This window comes from Caballeronia sp. GAWG1-5s-s, assembly GCF_023631445.1.
Taxonomy (GTDB): domain Bacteria; phylum Pseudomonadota; class Gammaproteobacteria; order Burkholderiales; family Burkholderiaceae; genus Caballeronia.
Window position 1 is genome coordinate 306,480 of record NZ_JALQDC010000028.1, and the last position, 15,793, is coordinate 322,272.

Genomic DNA, 15,793 nt, shown 5'->3' on the forward strand with positions numbered 1-15,793 from the left:
TCAGGCTTCCGAAAAGAACCCGGCGACGATATCGTCTTTGAGACGCGCGAGTCGCGCATCGGTGCGCGCGCGCGGACGCGGCACGTCGACATCGACGATGTCGGCGATGCGTCCCGGCCGCGCCTGCATCACCACCACGCGATCCGCGAGCAGCACCGCTTCCTCGACATCGTGCGTGACCAGCACCATCGTGATCCGCTCGGCGGCCCAGATGCGTTGAAGTTCGTCCTGCATGCGGGCACGCGTGAGCGCATCGAGCGCGCCGAACGGTTCATCGAGCAGCAACAGGCGCGGCCGATTGACGAGACCGCGCGCAATCGCCACGCGCTGCGCCATGCCGCCCGACAGCTGATGCGGATAGTGCCGCTCATACCCGCGCAGGCCGACGAGCGCGATATGCTCGGCCACTGCCTTCGCCTTGTCGCGCTTCGACAAGCGCGCGTTGCGCAGCGCCACCGCCACGTTCTGTTCCACATCGAGCCATGGAAACAGGCGGTGATCCTGAAACACGATGCCGCGCGATAGATCCGTCGACACCACGCGCGCGCCGTCGAAGTCGATTTCGCCTTCGAAAGCGTCATCCAGGCCCGCGACGAGCCGCAAGAGCGTCGACTTCCCGCATCCGCTCGCGCCTACGATGCTCACGAACTCGCCGCTCTGCACGTTCAGATCGATGCGTTCCAGCACGGGCGCGCTGTCGTCGCCCGCGAAACGCTTGCTCACGTGCCGCAAGGCGAGGCTGCCGTCCTTCGCTGCTATCGCTTCCATTCGTTCTTCTCCTCAAACATAGCGCGATGCATCGAACCATCGCCGCTGGATCGCGCGGGCGAGCGCATTGAGCGCCCAACCCGTTATGCCGACGACGACCACGCCGAACAGAACGAGGTCCATCCGGAACTGCTCGCTGCCGTCCACGAGCGTATTGCCGATGCCGCTGCCCGCCACCAGCAAATACTCCGCGCCGAGCGTGGCGAGCCACGAATAGATGAGCGCGAGGTAGATACCGGTGAAGACGGACGGCAATGCCGCGGGCAAGACCACATGCGCGAGCATTTGCAGCTTGCCGTAGCCGAACGTGCGCGCGACCTCGGTCCATTGCGGCGGCACGGCGCGAATGCCGTCGCTCGTATGCACGACGACCGGCACCAGCGCGGCGAGCGAGAGGAAGACGACCTTCGCGACATCGCCGAGTCCGAACCACACGGAGATGAGCGGAATCCACGCGAACAGCGACACCTGCTTGAACGTGTCGAAGCTCGGCGCAATGGCGCGATGCGCGAGCCGCGAGATGCCGAGCAGCGCGCCCAAGGCGAGGCCGAGCGTGGTGCCGATCAGAAAGCCCGTCAATTCCCGCGCGAGCGATGCCGACAACGCACGCGCGAGCCCGCCGCTTTTCGCCTGTTCCAGCGCGACATGAAGCACTTGCGCGGGCGAGACCATCACGCCGTGGCCGGGCTGCGCATGACGAGAGACGAGCCACCACAGCGCGAGCGCCGCGAGCGGCAGCACGACGCCGCGCCAGCGCTGCGGACCGGCTGTACGCTGCTTATCGGGCGTTCCGGCTTCGAGTTCGAGTGTGGACATGTCGGCTCCTTAACCCGCGTTCGCGCGATTCAGCCTGCGTTCCACCGCGCCGAGCGAGCGGTCCGCGATGAACCCGATCGCGCCCACGATCAGCACCGACGCCAGAACGAGATCGAGCTGGAAAAGCTGGCGGCCGTAGACGATCAGATACCCGAGCCCTTCCGACGACGCGACGAGTTCCACGACGACGAGCGTCAGCCACGCCTTCGTGAACGCGAGGCGCACGCCGGTGCCGATCATCGGAATGGCGGCGGGCAGCGTGACGTGAAGAATGGTCTGCCAGCGCGAGTAGCGATACACGGACGCCACTTCGCGCAGCGCGGGCGGCGTATTGCGAAAGCCCTGGAGCGTGCTCAGCGTGACCGGCACGAGCGCGGCATGGCCGATCAGCAGATACTTCAACGGCTCGCCGATGCCGACGACGATCATCAGAAACGGAAGCCATCCGAGCACGGGCACCTGCACGATCGCATTGAAGCTCGGCAGGACATACGCTTCGAGCGAGCGCGACAGACCGAGCGCCGCACCCAGCGCGACGCCGAGCGCCACGCCGCCGATAAAGCCGACCGCCACGCGCGAGAGGCTCGCGGCCAGATGCGTCCATAGCTCGCCGCTTCTCGCGAGCGCGCCGAGCGTTTCGAAGACGAGCGCGGGCGCCGGCAAGACCTGCGCGGAAATCCATCCGAAGCGCGCGCCGAGCACCCACAACACCGCGCACACAACGGGCAAGAGCCAGGGAAGCGCCGTCCATCCGGCCGCGCGCAGCGTCTGCGCGCCGAACACGCGAGAGCGGGCGCGCTCGGCCGTGGGCAACGCGCGGGACAGTGTGTTCGCCATGAGCCTGTTCTCCGTGAAGGTTGAGCGCGTCACGCCTGCGGCTTGCCGGACGCATCGAAGCGCGGCCAGTAGCCATCGAGCTTCAGCGACTTGATGGCTTCGTCGAGATACTTCGGCTCGAACCAGCCGTTGACGCTGACGGGCTGACGGATCAGGTTGAGGCGCAGCGCGTCGTCGGCGACGGCCTGATAGCGCGCGACCAGAAACGGATCGATGAGCGGCGACATGCGTTCCTTCATCGGCTGGTTCGCATACTCGGCCTGCCATGATTCGACCGGCACGCCGCTTTTCGCCCACAGCGCGAAGAGCGCGTTGCGGTTCGCTTCATCCGACGACCATTGCGCCGCCTGCACCACCGCCGTCACCACTTTCTGCACCGTATCGGGATGCGCGTGCTCGAAGTCTTCCAGCACGAGCAGATGCGCCTGGCGCGTCAGCTGCAAGCCGTCATTGCGCGACGCGTAGACGATCTTCGCCAGCCCCTGACGCTGCAACTTGAACAGCGAATAGTCGAGGAACACCGCATCCACGCCCTTCGACGCGAGCGCCGCCTGCGCCGCCGCCGTATCGAGGTTGATGACGCGCAAGTCGCGCTCGCTCAGTCCGTTCTCCTTGAGCACGTTGTCCGTCACGAGCTGTAGATTCGTACCCCGAAATATTCCGACGCGCTTGCCCTTCAGGTCCTTCACGCCCTTGATGTCGGAGTCCGGCGGCACCGCGAGATACACGCCGGTGCGCACGTTCGACGCGAGTAGCAAATGCGTCTTGAGTCCGTTGGCGCGTCCGAGCACCGAGGGCAGATCGCCCTGATACGCGAAGTCGACTTGCTTGTTCGCGAGCGCCTCGTTCACGGCAGGTCCCGCGCCTTTGAAGAAGAGCCATTGCACATTGATGTGCTCGGGCTTCAACGCATCTTCCACGCGATGCTGCAATTGCGCGGTCGCGGCAGGCGATCCGCCGAACGTCGGGGGATCGCCCATGCCTTGTTGCGCGACGCCGATGCGCACCACGTCGGGCTGCGCTGCATGCGCGGCGCATAACAGTGCCGCGCCGAACCACGCGGCCACACTGCGTGTGATGAGGACAGAGAGTCTGCTCGATTTCATCGCTTGATCGCTAGAGTGAAGGGCGTCGGCAAAGATCAGTGCGTGCGCGTCTCGCGCTTGACGATGCGGCTCGTGCGTCCGTCGATGCCCACGGGCACATCGCCATGCACGGTCGCGCGCCGCACCACGCGATGCGCGTCGCCGTAATCGTTCACCGCGTAGTGCTGCGTCGCGCGGTTGTCCCAGATCGCGACGTCGCCCTGCGTCCAGCGCCAGCGCACGGTGTTCTCCAGACGCGTGATGTGATCGTGAAAGATCGCGAGCAGCCGGTCGGAATCCCGCTGCGACAAGCCGATGAAACGCTGCACGAAGTGGCCGAGGACGAGCGTGCGCTCGCCCGTCTCCGGATGCACACGCACCACCGGATGCTCGGTCTCGTACAGCGTGGAGGTGAACTGCTGGCGGTACTCGCGGTCCGCTTCGGTGTCCGGCGTATTGCGCGCGGCGGCGTAGTCGTAGGCGTTTGTATGCAGCGCCCACAAGCTGTCGGCGAGTTCGCGCAACGCTTGCGGCAAGTGCTCGTATGCTGCGGCCGTGTTGGCCCAGACCGTGTCGCCGCCCGCAGGCGGAATCACCACGCCGCGAAGAATCGAAATCTTGGGGTACGCGTCGACGAAGGTGACATCGGTATGCCACGAGTTTGCGCGCGCGCCGTGCTTCGAGTCGAGTTCGAGCAGGCGGCTGCCGCTTGCAAGCGAAGGCACCGTCGGATGTGCGACCGTCTCGCCGAAGCGGGCGGCGAAGGCTTCCTGCGCGGCGTCGTCGAGATGCGACTGGCCGCGGAAGAACAGCACCTTATGACGAAGCAGCGCCGCGTTGATGACGCCGATGGCGGCATCGTCGAGATCCGCCGAGAGCGTCACGCCCCGCACTTCGGCACCGATGCGCCCGCCTATCGGGCGGACCTGAAGCGGCTCGTGTGACGTGGCGGGCTGGCGTGCGGTATCGCTGGAAGATTCGTTGGCGAGCGAAACGGTATCGGACATCGTGGGCTCCGTTGATCTTGGTGTCGGTTGGGAGAAAACATTGAAGCATCTCGCCACCGCCTGACCAACGAAGCGTTTCGACTTAGCTTTACAGCGTCGATCTCATGCGCAAAGCATGTGCGTATTGCTGAAGCTCGCCGATGCTCGCCTCCAGTTCGGCACTCAATTGCGCCATCAGTTCCGCAGCCGGCATCTCGCGCGCGAGCGCCGCCGCTTGCCCCGCCCACTGCGCGCCGTAGCCGAACTCGCCCTTCGCCTTCGCCGCCGCGTGTAAGGCCTTGCCGGCGTCGTAGGTGATCGGATAATCCGGATGCGAAGGCGCGCCCGCGCTGCGGCCCAACTCCGTGAACTTGTTGACGAGGCCACGCGCGACGCGTCCCGAGATCGCCGCCGTGAACGTCGTGCGAGTCGCGGCATCGCTCAGGATGGCACGGCGAAAACCCGCGTCGATCGACGTCTCTGTGCAAGGCACGAAGGCCGTGCCCATTTGCGCCGCCTGCGCGCCGAGCGCGAGCGCCGCCGCGATGCCCGCGCCATCCATGATGCCGCCCGCCGCGATCACGGGCACGTCGAACTTGCGTGCGATCAGGCGCGTGAGCGCGAACGTCCCGATACGGTCGTCGTCGGCTTCGGTGTCGAAGACGCCGCGATGCCCGCCCGCTTCGACGCCCTGCGCGATGATCGCATCCATGCCCGCGGCGGCTAGCTGGTCCGCTTCCCGCAGGTTGGTGGCGGCGGCCATCAGCGTAATGCCGGCCTTGCGCAACGCGTCTATCGCGTCTTTAGATGGCAGTCCGAAGTGAAAGCTCACGATGGCAGGCTTCTCTTCGACGAACACCTTCAGCATGGCATCGTCGACGACGAAGCTCGTATAGATTTCAGCGAGCTTTTGCGGCGGTTTGGCGTCGTACTGCGCGAAAAGCGGCGCGAGCCAGTCGATCCATGCCTTCTCGACGGCCTCGTTCGCCTGCGCCGGACGATGGCAGAACACGTTGATGTTGAACGGCTTGTCTGTCAGCGCGCGCGTTTCGCGGATCACGTTGCGCGCGCCTTCCGCGTTCATCGCGCCGACGCCGAGCGAGCCGAGCCCGCCCGCATTCGATACCGCCGCCGCGAGCGCGGGCGTGCTGACGCCTGCCATCGGCGCCTGAATGATCGGCTTCGTGATACCGAGCAAGGGCATCAAGGTGTTGTGTCTCGTCTGCTGAGTCATTCGAATGTCCTCTCACGCGGTCAACCGGCACGCACAAAGTACAACGCCCGCTGAACTCCGAGAAGTCAGCGGGCGTCAAGTTCATGCACTCATATATTACTTCGCGGTCGGCATCACGAATTCCGCGCCCTTCTCGGTGCTTTCGGGCCAACGCTGCATGATCGACTTCTGCTTCGTATAGAAGCGCACGCCTTCTTCGCCGTAGGCATGCGTGTCGCCGAAGAGCGAACGCTTCCAGCCGCCGAAACCGTGCCATGCCATCGGCACCGGAATCGGCACGTTGATGCCGACCATGCCCACTTCTATGCGTCGGCCGAATTCGCGAGCGATATGTCCATCGCGCGTGTAGCATGCGACGCCGTTGCCGAACTCGTGCGCGTTGACGAGATCCACTGCTTCGCTGAAGTCCTTCGCGCGCACGCACGCGAGCACCGGCCCGAAGATCTCTTCCTTGTAGATGCGCATCTCCGGCTTCACGTGGTCGAACAGCGTGCCGCCCGTGAAAAAGCCGTCTTCGTGACCCGGCACTTTCAGGCCGCGCCCGTCGACGACGAGTTGCGCGCCCTCGTCCACGCCCATCGCGATATAGCCCTCGATGCGTTCGAGCGCGGCGCGGGTGACGATCGGGCCCATTTCGGCGTCCGGCTCCATGCCGTTCTTCACGACGAGCTGGCGGGCGCGTTCGGCGAGGCGCGGCACGATCTTGTCGGCGACATCGCCGACCAGCACGGCGACCGAGATCGCCATGCAGCGTTCGCCCGCCGAGCCGTACGCCGCGCCGATCAGCGCATCGACGGCCTGGTCGATATCCGCATCCGGCATCACGACCATGTGATTCTTCGCGCCGCCGAGCGCCTGCACGCGCTTGCCATGCTTCGCGCCCGTTTCGTAGATGTAGTTCGCGATAGGCGTCGAGCCGACGAAGCTGATCGCGCGAACGTCCGGATGTTCGAGCAGCGCATCCACGACGACCTTGTCGCCCTGAACGACGTTGAAGATACCGTCGGGCAAGCCGGCTTTCTTCAGCAGATTCGCCATGAAGAGCGACGCGGACGGATCGCGCTCGCTCGGCTTCAGAATGAATGCGTTGCCCGTTGCAATCGCGACCGGGAACATCCAGCACGGCACCATGCACGGGAAATTGAACGGCGTGATGCCCGCGACGATGCCGAGCGGCTGGCGCAGCGTCCAGTTGTCCATGCCCGTGGAGACTTGTTCCGTGAAGTCGCCTTTCAGCAGTTGCGGAATGCCGCACGCGAATTCGATCACCTCGATGCCGCGCGTCACTTCGCCCTGGGCGTCGGAAAACACTTTGCCGTGCTCGGCCGTGATGATCGCGGCGAGTTCGTCGCGGTGCTGATTCATCAGTTCGAGAAAGCGCTGCATGATGCGCGCGCGGCGGATGGGCGGCGTGTCGCGCCATGCGGGAAAGGCCGCCTTCGCGCTTTGCACCGCCGCTTCGACGTCCGCCGCTTCGCCCAGCACGAGCTTGCGCGGACGCTCGCCGGTCGCGGGGTTGAAGATGGGCTGCGAGCGCGCGCCCGATCCGCTCACTCGCTCGCCGTGAATGTAGTGGACGACATCGGCGGTATCGTTGAAGGCTTGCATTTCGTCTCCTGTCTCGAACGTTTCGGCAATACGACAAGTGTAGGAAGCGAATCGAGCCGTGCAAAGGCGCTATGATTGAACTCGTTGTTCACTATGGCAAACAATCCGCGCATGGACGAGCAAAAGATCGAAGCGCTCTGGACGCATCTGCACTGGCTGACGGTGCTCGCCGAACAAGGCAGCTATACGGCGGCGGCGGCGCGGCTCGGCGTGAGCAAGGCGGCGATGAGCCAGCGCATCGCGGAACTGGAGCGCGCGGCCGGCGTGCCGCTCGTCACGCGCACGACGCGCAGCGTGCGCTTCACGGAAGCGGGCCGCCGGCTCGTCGACGACACGCGCGCGCAGTACGCGCAGATCGCGACGAGCTTTTCGAGCGTGCGCGAGATGGCGGGCGTGGCGCGCGGCCTGATTCGTATGACGGCGCCGGTGGCTTTCGCGCGGCAGCAAATCGTGCCGAAGCTCGCGGGCTTTCTACACGCGCATCCGGAAGTGCGCGTGCAACTGGAGGCGTCGGACCGGCTGACGTCGATTGCGACCGAAGGCTTCGATCTCGCCATTCGTCATAGCGCGCAGGCGCCGGAAACGCATGTGGCGTGGAAGCTGTGCGATACGCATTCGGTGATCGTCGCGACGCGCGCCTATTTGCGGCGGCGCGGGACGCCCGCCACGCCCGCCGATCTCGCCGTGCACGACTGCCTGTACTATCCGCGCACGCAAGCCGCGAGCATCTGGTCGTTCGTGCGCAAGGGCGCGCGTAAGACGACGGCGGGACCGTTCACGCTCGCGATCAACGGCGCGTTCTCCGCGAACAACAGCGAATTGCTGCGCGATGCGGCGCTCGACGATCTCGGCATCGCGCTATTGCCCGACTTCACGGCGCAAGCGGCGGTGCAGGCCGGCAAGCTCGTCGTGCTGCTGCCGGACTGGCGGCCCGTGGGCGCGTTCGCAGATCAGCTTTACGTGGTGCGGCCCTATGCGACGCATGTGCCGCGCGCCGTCGCGCTATTCATTGGCTATCTGCGCGAGGCTTTCGCGGGCGGCTTTCCGCTTTGACGCGGTCGCTGCGTCCTTCGGTGGATCACGTCACATAGAGCAGGCATCCCACGGAGGTGAGGCACGCGCACGCGCTCGCGTAGAAGAACCATGTCGAGCGCAGAACGCGAAAGCGGGCGCGCTCTTCGTCGAGCCGGTCGTCAGGGAGTTGCCAGAGGTCGAGATAGGTCGCGATCGTGCAGGAAAGCAGCGCAACCGCCGATAATGAGGAGACCAAAAAGAACAGGCCCCAGGCGAGATCGTTCATAGTGAGGGCGTCGGCTATGGTTCGGCACGCGGTGCCGTGACGAATGACGACCGCAAGCTGACGAAACGCGTTGCGTCTCGCTGCTCGTGTCCCATATGTTGAAGTATAGGGACCGAGCATACGCGCCACAACGACGGCAAACCCCAGTTAATAATCGGATGGATTGCGCACGGCGCCTGCCATGAAAAACGCGCCCACGAAGGGGCGCGTTTTCCGTGAAAGCAGTCAGTCGATGCTTAGACCTTCTCGACCGACGCCTCGTAGATTTCGTCGATAGACTTGGCGAGCGTCGCGTTGAACTCGCTGTCGCTCATCGACTTTTGAAGCTCGTTGATCAGCGCGCGCGAGAAGCTCGCGATCATGCCGTGGTTCTCCGCGAGGCGCTTGCATGCGTCGGTGCGCGAATAGCCGCCCGACAGCGCGACCACGCGCACGACGCGCGGATGCTCGATCAGCGGCCGATAAAAGTCCGCTTCGTCCGGAATGGTGAGCTTGATCATCACGTTGCTCGATTCCGGCAGTGCGTCCAGGCCTTTGAGCAGTTCGTCGCGCAGAATCTTTTCCGCGCCCTTCTTGTCCGGGCTCTTGATCGACACTTCCGGTTCGAGAATCGGCACGAGACCCTGCGCGATGATCTGCGCGCCCACTTCGAACTGCTGCTGCGCGACCGCCGCGATGCCCTTCTCGTTCGCCTGATGGATGACCGAGCGCATCTTCGTGCCGAACACGCCAAGCTTCGCGGCGCGCTGGAGCAACGCGTCGAGGCCGGGGATCGGCTTCATCACCTGAACGCCGTCGGCCTCGGCTTCGAGACCCTTGTCGACCTTCAGGAACGGCACGACGCCGCGGTCTTCCCACAGGAACGTGGGCACCGGCTTGCCTTCGGCTTCACCGTCCATCGTGCGTTCGAACAGAATCGCGCCGATCACCTTGTCGCCCGTGAAGGCGGGCGCGGTCATGATGCGCACGCGCATGTCGTGCATCAGCTTGAACATTTCGGCGTCGCCGTTGTAGGCGTCGTCCGGAATTCCGTATTGACGCAGCGCGCCGGGCGTCGAACCACCGCTTTGATCCAGAGCGGCGATGAAACCCTGCTTTTCCGCCATCTGCGCCAGCATCTTCTCGTTAGCCACGAGCATTCCTCCTCAAAGTTCAAACACCGGAGCGCGCAAGCACGGTCCGGGCTTTTGGGTCAACTCCTTCAAGTTTAATGGTTTTGAGGCGTGGCTTTCTCGTGCAAATCCGCCAAATCCCCGGCGTTGCGGCCATTCGCGGGGCGTTTTCGCGCCGAAAAGATCAGGAAGCGGCGGAATTGAGGTCGCCGGGCGCGACAGGGTCGGCCGTGCTCGCGCCCGCTCGCCGGAGCGCGCTGGCGGCGCGGCGCAAGAATGACGGCGTGGCGGATTGCGCCGGAGGCGATTCCGGCTGTTCCGGCGCCTGCGGTAGTTCCGGCGCTTCGGGAAAGAGCGCCTCGCGGGCATCGGCGCATCGCGCGTTCAGTTGGCGGCGCATGTCCGGATGGTCGATGAGCGCCTGCGCGGAAGCCATTCCGTGCTCGAATTGCAGCGCGTAGGCGATGTCGGCGAAATTCTCGTAGCGGCCGCTATCGGCCAGTTCCAGCGCCAGCGTGACGGTGCGCTGGCGGTTCCATGCGGCGAGATCGTCGTGGCCCGTGCTCACACATGCCTCTCTCGGCAATCAGGTGCGGACGATGTTAGCCCGAGCGCCGCCGGTTTTCCGTTGTCATGTCACAACATTCGCACAAAAAGTACGACGAGAAGCAGTCGCGCCGCGCGCCGCACGACCGTTCGGCCGAACGCGTTACCAGGCCGCCGCGAACGTCCGCACCGCGCGGTTGAACGCGCCGGGACTCGCGACGTTCATTCCGTGCGATGCCCCGGCAATCGTCTCGCGCTCGGCGAATTCGATCCACTCGTCGAGCTTTTCGACGTTGCTGCGGAACATGCGCGGACTCTTCTGCCCGTCGATCAGGAGCGTGCGGCACTTGATGTCGCGCGCCGCCTCGCGCGTGTAGGCGGGCAGCGGATCGCGAAACTGCTTCGGCAGCGTGAGCGCGTTATCGAGCGCCATGCGCCGGAAGCTCTCCGTGCTCTTGCGCCAGAAGCCGGGCATGCTGACCGAATCGACGAACATTTCGAGGCCCGCGTCGAACTCGCCGGCTTCGATCAGTTCCGCGACGCGCGTGCGCAATGCGTTCGTCGCCGGCGGCAGCGCGGCGGGCGCGGCGGACGTGGACTGAGCGGACGTTTGCAGCGGACCGCCCGGGTCGGCGAGCGTCAGCGTCTTTACGAGCCGCGGATACTCACGCGCGAGATGAAACGCGATGCAGCCGCCGCGCGAATGCCCGACGAGATGCACGGGCGCGAGGTCCAGCGCGGCAATGAAGTCCGCCATTTCCGCGACGTGCGCTTCCCAGCCGAAGTCGCCCTGCACGTACGCGTCGACGGCCGGCCAGTAGTGGCTCAGGCTCGGCGCGATGCAGCGAAAGTCTTCGCCGAGCGGCGCCAGTTGCGCGCTCCACCAGCGGAAATCGCACAGCGAACCGTGAATGAACAGCAACGGCTCGCCTTCGCCGCATTCGACGTAAGGCACGGAGATGCCCGACGCCACCGTCGCAAACGACGGTTCGGGCAGGGTTTGCACTGCGGCCAGCACGGCGGGATCGGTACGCGCGTTCATCGGTTCGCTCCTTTCCTGCACTATGCCGCGCCCCGATGCAAAAGAAAATCGCATAATATTGATAGAACCGTTCAGCTTTTCTGATGGCGCGCCCTCTTGACCAAGAACGTAAAAGCCCTCGACCTCGACGTTCTCTCGATGATCGTCGCCGTCGCCGACACCGGAAACATCAGCCGCGCGGCGGAGCTGGTGCATCGCTCGCAATCGGCCGTGAGTATGCAGATCAAGACGCTCGAAACCGCGCTCGGCAAGGCGCTGTTCGTGCGCAAGCCGCGCAGCGTGGTGCCCACGCAAGACGGCGAAGTGCTGCTCGCCTACGCGCGCCGCATGATGGCGCTGCGCGACGAAGCGTGGGCGGCGGTCGTGCGGCCCGACGTGACCGGGCGCGTGGTGATCGGCGTGCCGGACGACTACGCGTCGTCGCTCTTTCCGCCGATTCTCAAGAAATTCTCCGCGACGTATCCGAAGGTCGAGATTCAGGTGGTCGGCCTGCCGAGCGCCGCGCTCGCGCCCATGCTGAAAGACGGCGCCGTGGATCTCGTCTGCGCGACGCGCATCAAGGGCATCACGGGCGAATTCCTGCGACACGAGCCGATGGTCTGGGCCGCCGCGCCGAGCGCCAACGAAATCTGGCGCGAGCGGCCGCTGCCGATCGCGGTGTTCTTGCCGGGCAGCGTCGCGCGCGAGAACGCCATTCGCAGTCTGGAGCGGGCGCGCATCGGCTATCGCACGTCTTACGAGAGTCCTAGCCTGCTCGGCGTCTTGACGATGGTGGAAGCCGGTCTCGCCGTCGCGCCGCTCGCGAAATGCGCGGTGCCGTCGCGGTTCACGCTGCTCGGGCAGGCGCACGGGCTGCCGGAAATCGCGGCGCTGGAAGTGGTGCTCGCGCGCAGCGCGGCCTCGAAGCGTCCGCCGTGCGATTTCCTGGCGGAGCGCATCATCGCGGAGTTGCGGCGTTGAGTTCCGCTTCGATCGCGCCCATGCGGCGCGACGCCCATGCGCCCACCAATCCGTTCGATGTCACCAGCGGCAGCGACGCGGCCATGATGCGATAGACGTCGTTGCGGCGAACCTTCGAGACGCGCGCGGGGTCGAGCCACGCGTCGTTGCGCGCGAGCAGCACCAGCGTCTCCAGGCCGATCATGATCGGCCACAGGCACGCAAGCCGCAGCCGCACGGCGCTCGCGGGAATGGCGAAGGTGTAGTCGAGCGCGTCGCGATACAGCCCAAGTGTCGTGCGCAGCAGGTCCGCGAGCACGGGCCGCGCGCGCGCCGACGCGCCTGCGTCGAGCAAATCGGTCGGCGTCAGGCCATGACGCGCGAGCATGTCGCCGGGCAGATAGCATCGGCCGATGCGCAAATCGCGCGCGCAATCGCGCAGCACGTTCGTCATCTGCAACGCTTGGCCGAAGCGCACGCCTCGCGTGAGCATCGCGTCGGGCGCGGCCTTCAGCTTGGCCGGGCTGTGCGCGTAGGTCATCTTCGTCCAGAACTCGCCGACGCATCCCGCGACGAGATACGTATAGCGGTCGAGTTCGTCGAAGCGTTGCAGCGCGACGACTTGCCCGGACGTCTCGTCGGGGAACGTGCGCAGATCGAATTCCATGCCGGTGGTCAGCGTCGTGACGATGTCGCGCACGGCGGCGCGGTCGGCGGCGTTCGTCTCGCGCAGGATCGCGAGCGCCGCGCCGAGCGATTCGAGCAGCGTGCGTTCGTCGGGCTGGGCTTGCTGTCCGGCCACTTCGCTTTCGATGCGCGAGAGCGCGCCGTCGTCCGGCTCGCCGTTGACCTGCGCGCGCAGCGACAGCAGCAATGCGAGACGCCGCTCGGGCGCAACGAGCGACGTATCCGCGATGGTATCGGCAGCCCGCGCGAGCAGATACGCGAGTCCGATGGGATCGCGCATGCCGGGCGGCAGAATGCGCAGCGTCAGATAGAAAGACCGGGAAACGCGCTTCAGCAACGGGCCCAGCAGAAACGCGCGGGGTGATGGGTTCATGTGTCGGATCGGAGACTCGGCGAGGCGCGCGGCCGTGCGCGCCGCCGCATTGTATCCGTCCGTGCGGTTTCGCCAGCGCATTCGCTGCGCTCGTGCGCTAGTGCTTGTGCGCGGACGCGCGATGCCGGACATGCGAGATATGCAGCATCACCGGCTTGACGGCCGCTCTCGTGTGGCGATGCTGCCGGGTGTGAGCGGCGTGAGCCGAAGCTGCGTGCGTCGGCGCGAGGTCCAGCGCGACCGGCGTCACCGGTTCCAGCACCACGCGCGCGCGTCCGGCCTGTTGCAGACCGAGCACGCTCGCGGCGGCGAAGGACAGATCGATCACGCGCGTCTTCACGAACGGCCCGCGATCGTTGATTCGCACGACGACCGACTTCGTTCTCGACAGATTGCTGACGCGCACATACGTCCCGAGCGGCAGCCTGCGATGCGCCGCCGTAAGCGCATGCATGTCGTACCGCTCGCCGCTCGCCGTGCGACGGCCCTGAAACTTGGCAGCGTAATACGACGCCTCGCCGACTTGCCGGAACGCAGGCGACGCGTCGTCGAAGGCCGCTTCGGGCGATGACGACGGCTCAGGCGCCGCCGCCGATGCCTCATCGGGCGCCGACGCCATCACCGCATCCACCGCCGATGCCGCCGCGGGCGCGCTTTCCTCTTGCGGTTTTTTCTGCGGCGGCGGCGTTGCGACCGCGGGCCGATGCGCCGCGCAGCCGCTCAGCAGCATCCATGCGCCGACCGATGCGACACCGGCCACGCGCGAACGGCGAATCCATGCCTTTGCGACCATGAGCGAGCTTCTCCATGTAACGCCGGTTCACCCGGAACCGGCTCGCCCATAACGCAATGTCGTCGCGGCAGTTGACCCACGTCGCGCAGATATGACTCAAGTTGACAGATACGCCGCAAGGAGCCTCAGACGTATTCGAGCTTCGGATACCAGTCGGTGCCGCGTCCTTCCGGCGTCATGTCGAGCACGGTCCAAAGCGGCATCGGGTCCGGCGCGCCGCGCGGATCTTCGCCCGGGTCGGCCGTCGCGAAATCCATTTCGCCGCTCCAGAAATGGCTGATCACGCCGTCGCGCCGCGTGAATACGTTGAGCGCCGGCTCGTCGCCGCCGTCTTTCGAAACGGCGTGGTAATCGCGGCTGAAATTGCCGTTCATGTCGGAGTACAGCTTGAGATCGCGCCAGCCTCGTCCCCGCTTGAAGGCAAGAAGCCGTGGCAGCGGCGAGCGCGCGATCACCGCCAGCGCGACGCGCTGTTCGATATCGCGCGCTTCGCCTTCCCACGCCGAGAGCAGCGACGTGCACATCGGACACGGGCGCTCGCGTTGCGGTCCGAACATGTAGCTGTATGTCACGAGCGTTTGCTTGTCGCCGAAAAGACCGGCCATATCGACGACACCGTGCTCGCCTTCGAAGCGGTAGTCGCCTGTCACCTCGCCGCCGGGCGGCAGCGCGCGCCGCATCTGCGCGACGCGTTCGATGTGCCGCCGCAATTCGATTTCCTCCGCGAGCAACGCGGTGCGCGCCCGGCGGTATTCGGCGCTTTCGTTCGGAAACCGCATGCTGGCGCGGTTCGCCAACTCGGCGGCCGGAACACGTGTCGTCGTCGGTGATGTCATGCTGGCTCTCCTGAGTTGAATTCGGCTCAATCGCGATCCGGCGCGCCGAGCGGAAAGAGCGGCCGATACGGCCGCGCCTCGTCGACCGCCCGCGCGAACGACGGCCGCGCGAGCAGCCGCTTGCGATACGCGATCACGTTCGGATAAGCGTCGCCGATCCGATGCGTCCAGTCCGCGTAGAACAGGAACGGCGCGGCGGCGCAGTCGGCGAGGCTGAAGGCATCGCCCGCAGCCCATTCGCGATTCGCCATCACGCGATCCAGATACGCGTAGGACGTGTCGAGCATCGCGCGGGCGTCCGCGACGCCTCGGGCATCGCGTTCATTCTCGGCCCGCATGCAGTCGAACACGATCTTTTGCTGCGGCGTGGACACGTAATTGTCGAAGAAGCGGTCCATCCAGCGCACTTCGAGCGCCGCGCGCGGATCGTCCGGAATCAGGCGCACGGGGCCGGGATAGAACACGTCCAGATATTCGATGATGATCGTCGCTTCGATCACCGGCTTGCCGCCGTCGACCAGCACGGGGAATTTCCTGATGGGCCAGATCTCGGCAAGTTCGCGCATGGACTGCGGCGCGTCGGGCGTGAGCGGCCGCCAGGCAAACGGCGTCTCGTTCTCGTAGAGCGCAATCAGCGCTTTCTGACAGTACGACGAAAAAGGATGGGCATAGAGGATCAGACTCATCGGCAGACTCCGCAGGGAACTTCGCATAAAAATGAACGGCGCGCTGCATGGCCGGCTACATGGACGACGAGCGACCTGGCGGCGAATCGACAACATCGCGCACCCGAACGAGAAAATTTTGTTGTGCGATGCAGCGCCGGCACGC

Annotated in this window: 17 protein-coding genes; 2 read left to right on the forward strand and 15 right to left on the reverse strand. The window is 65.5% G+C overall.

Annotation, left to right across the window (positions count from 1 at the left end; genetic code table 11):
- The 7 genes from NCR34_RS20740 to NCR34_RS20770 form a co-directional block, all read right to left on the reverse strand.
- Complete coding sequence (locus tag NCR34_RS20740; protein ID WP_248324454.1) at window positions 1-768, reverse strand: ABC transporter ATP-binding protein; 768 nt, start codon at window positions 766-768, stop codon at window positions 1-3.
- Between the two features lie 12 nt (window positions 769-780).
- On the reverse strand, window positions 781-1,584 hold the full coding sequence (locus tag NCR34_RS20745; protein ID WP_248324455.1) for an ABC transporter permease: 804 nt from the start codon (window positions 1,582-1,584) through the stop codon (window positions 781-783).
- 9 nt (window positions 1,585-1,593) lie between these two features.
- On the reverse strand, window positions 1,594-2,421 hold the full coding sequence (locus tag NCR34_RS20750) for an ABC transporter permease (RefSeq protein WP_248324456.1): 828 nt from the start codon (window positions 2,419-2,421) through the stop codon (window positions 1,594-1,596).
- A gap of 29 nt (window positions 2,422-2,450) precedes the next feature.
- A complete protein-coding gene (locus NCR34_RS20755; protein WP_248324457.1) occupies window positions 2,451-3,527 on the reverse strand; it encodes an ABC transporter substrate-binding protein in 1,077 nt (358 codons plus the stop codon).
- A gap of 35 nt (window positions 3,528-3,562) precedes the next feature.
- A complete protein-coding gene (locus NCR34_RS20760) occupies window positions 3,563-4,513 on the reverse strand; it encodes a TauD/TfdA dioxygenase family protein (protein WP_248324458.1) in 951 nt (316 codons plus the stop codon).
- Window positions 4,514-4,601: 88 nt separating this feature from the next.
- Window positions 4,602-5,726: an NAD(P)H-dependent flavin oxidoreductase gene (locus NCR34_RS20765; RefSeq protein ID WP_248324459.1), complete on the reverse strand. Its 1,125-nt coding sequence runs from the start codon at window positions 5,724-5,726 to the stop codon at window positions 4,602-4,604.
- Window positions 5,727-5,822: 96 nt separating this feature from the next.
- Entirely contained in the window at window positions 5,823-7,334 is a 1,512-nt protein-coding gene (locus NCR34_RS20770) for a CoA-acylating methylmalonate-semialdehyde dehydrogenase (protein ID WP_248324460.1), read from the reverse strand.
- Window positions 7,335-7,445: 111 nt separating this feature from the next.
- On the opposite strand from NCR34_RS20770, the gene NCR34_RS20775 reads away from it, so the two are divergent.
- A complete protein-coding gene (locus NCR34_RS20775) occupies window positions 7,446-8,387 on the forward strand; it encodes a LysR family transcriptional regulator (protein ID WP_175946215.1) in 942 nt (313 codons plus the stop codon).
- A gap of 25 nt (window positions 8,388-8,412) precedes the next feature.
- Here the strand turns inward: NCR34_RS20775 and NCR34_RS20780 are convergent, their stop codons facing one another.
- The 4 genes from NCR34_RS20780 to NCR34_RS20795 form a co-directional block, all read right to left on the reverse strand.
- Window positions 8,413-8,634, reverse strand: a complete 222-nt coding sequence (locus NCR34_RS20780; RefSeq protein WP_248324461.1) for a hypothetical protein — start codon at window positions 8,632-8,634, stop codon at window positions 8,413-8,415.
- A gap of 236 nt (window positions 8,635-8,870) precedes the next feature.
- Window positions 8,871-9,767, reverse strand: coding sequence for a fructose bisphosphate aldolase (locus tag NCR34_RS20785; RefSeq protein ID WP_248324462.1), 897 nt, complete (start codon window positions 9,765-9,767; stop codon window positions 8,871-8,873).
- 163 nt (window positions 9,768-9,930) lie between these two features.
- Entirely contained in the window at window positions 9,931-10,314 is a 384-nt protein-coding gene (locus tag NCR34_RS20790; RefSeq protein ID WP_248324463.1) for a hypothetical protein, read from the reverse strand.
- Window positions 10,315-10,455: 141 nt separating this feature from the next.
- Entirely contained in the window at window positions 10,456-11,334 is an 879-nt protein-coding gene (locus NCR34_RS20795; RefSeq protein WP_248324464.1) for an alpha/beta fold hydrolase, read from the reverse strand.
- A 138-nt stretch (window positions 11,335-11,472) separates the two neighbouring features.
- Here NCR34_RS20795 and NCR34_RS20800 point away from each other — a divergent pair, with 138 nt between their 5' ends.
- Window positions 11,473-12,294: a LysR substrate-binding domain-containing protein gene (locus NCR34_RS20800; protein WP_248324817.1), complete on the forward strand. Its 822-nt coding sequence runs from the start codon at window positions 11,473-11,475 to the stop codon at window positions 12,292-12,294.
- Here the strand turns inward: NCR34_RS20800 and NCR34_RS20805 are convergent.
- The 4 genes from NCR34_RS20805 to NCR34_RS20820 form a co-directional block, all read right to left on the reverse strand.
- Window positions 12,272-13,333: a phytoene/squalene synthase family protein gene (locus tag NCR34_RS20805; RefSeq protein ID WP_248324465.1), complete on the reverse strand. Its 1,062-nt coding sequence runs from the start codon at window positions 13,331-13,333 to the stop codon at window positions 12,272-12,274. The genes NCR34_RS20800 and NCR34_RS20805 overlap by 23 nt on opposite strands.
- A gap of 97 nt (window positions 13,334-13,430) precedes the next feature.
- Complete coding sequence (locus NCR34_RS20810) at window positions 13,431-14,126, reverse strand: septal ring lytic transglycosylase RlpA family protein (RefSeq protein ID WP_248324466.1); 696 nt, start codon at window positions 14,124-14,126, stop codon at window positions 13,431-13,433.
- A 125-nt stretch (window positions 14,127-14,251) separates the two neighbouring features.
- Window positions 14,252-14,962, reverse strand: a complete 711-nt coding sequence (locus NCR34_RS20815; protein WP_248324467.1) for a DUF899 family protein — start codon at window positions 14,960-14,962, stop codon at window positions 14,252-14,254.
- A gap of 26 nt (window positions 14,963-14,988) precedes the next feature.
- Entirely contained in the window at window positions 14,989-15,648 is a 660-nt protein-coding gene (locus NCR34_RS20820; protein ID WP_248324468.1) for a glutathione S-transferase family protein, read from the reverse strand.
- Between the last annotated feature and the right edge of the window lie 145 nt (window positions 15,649-15,793).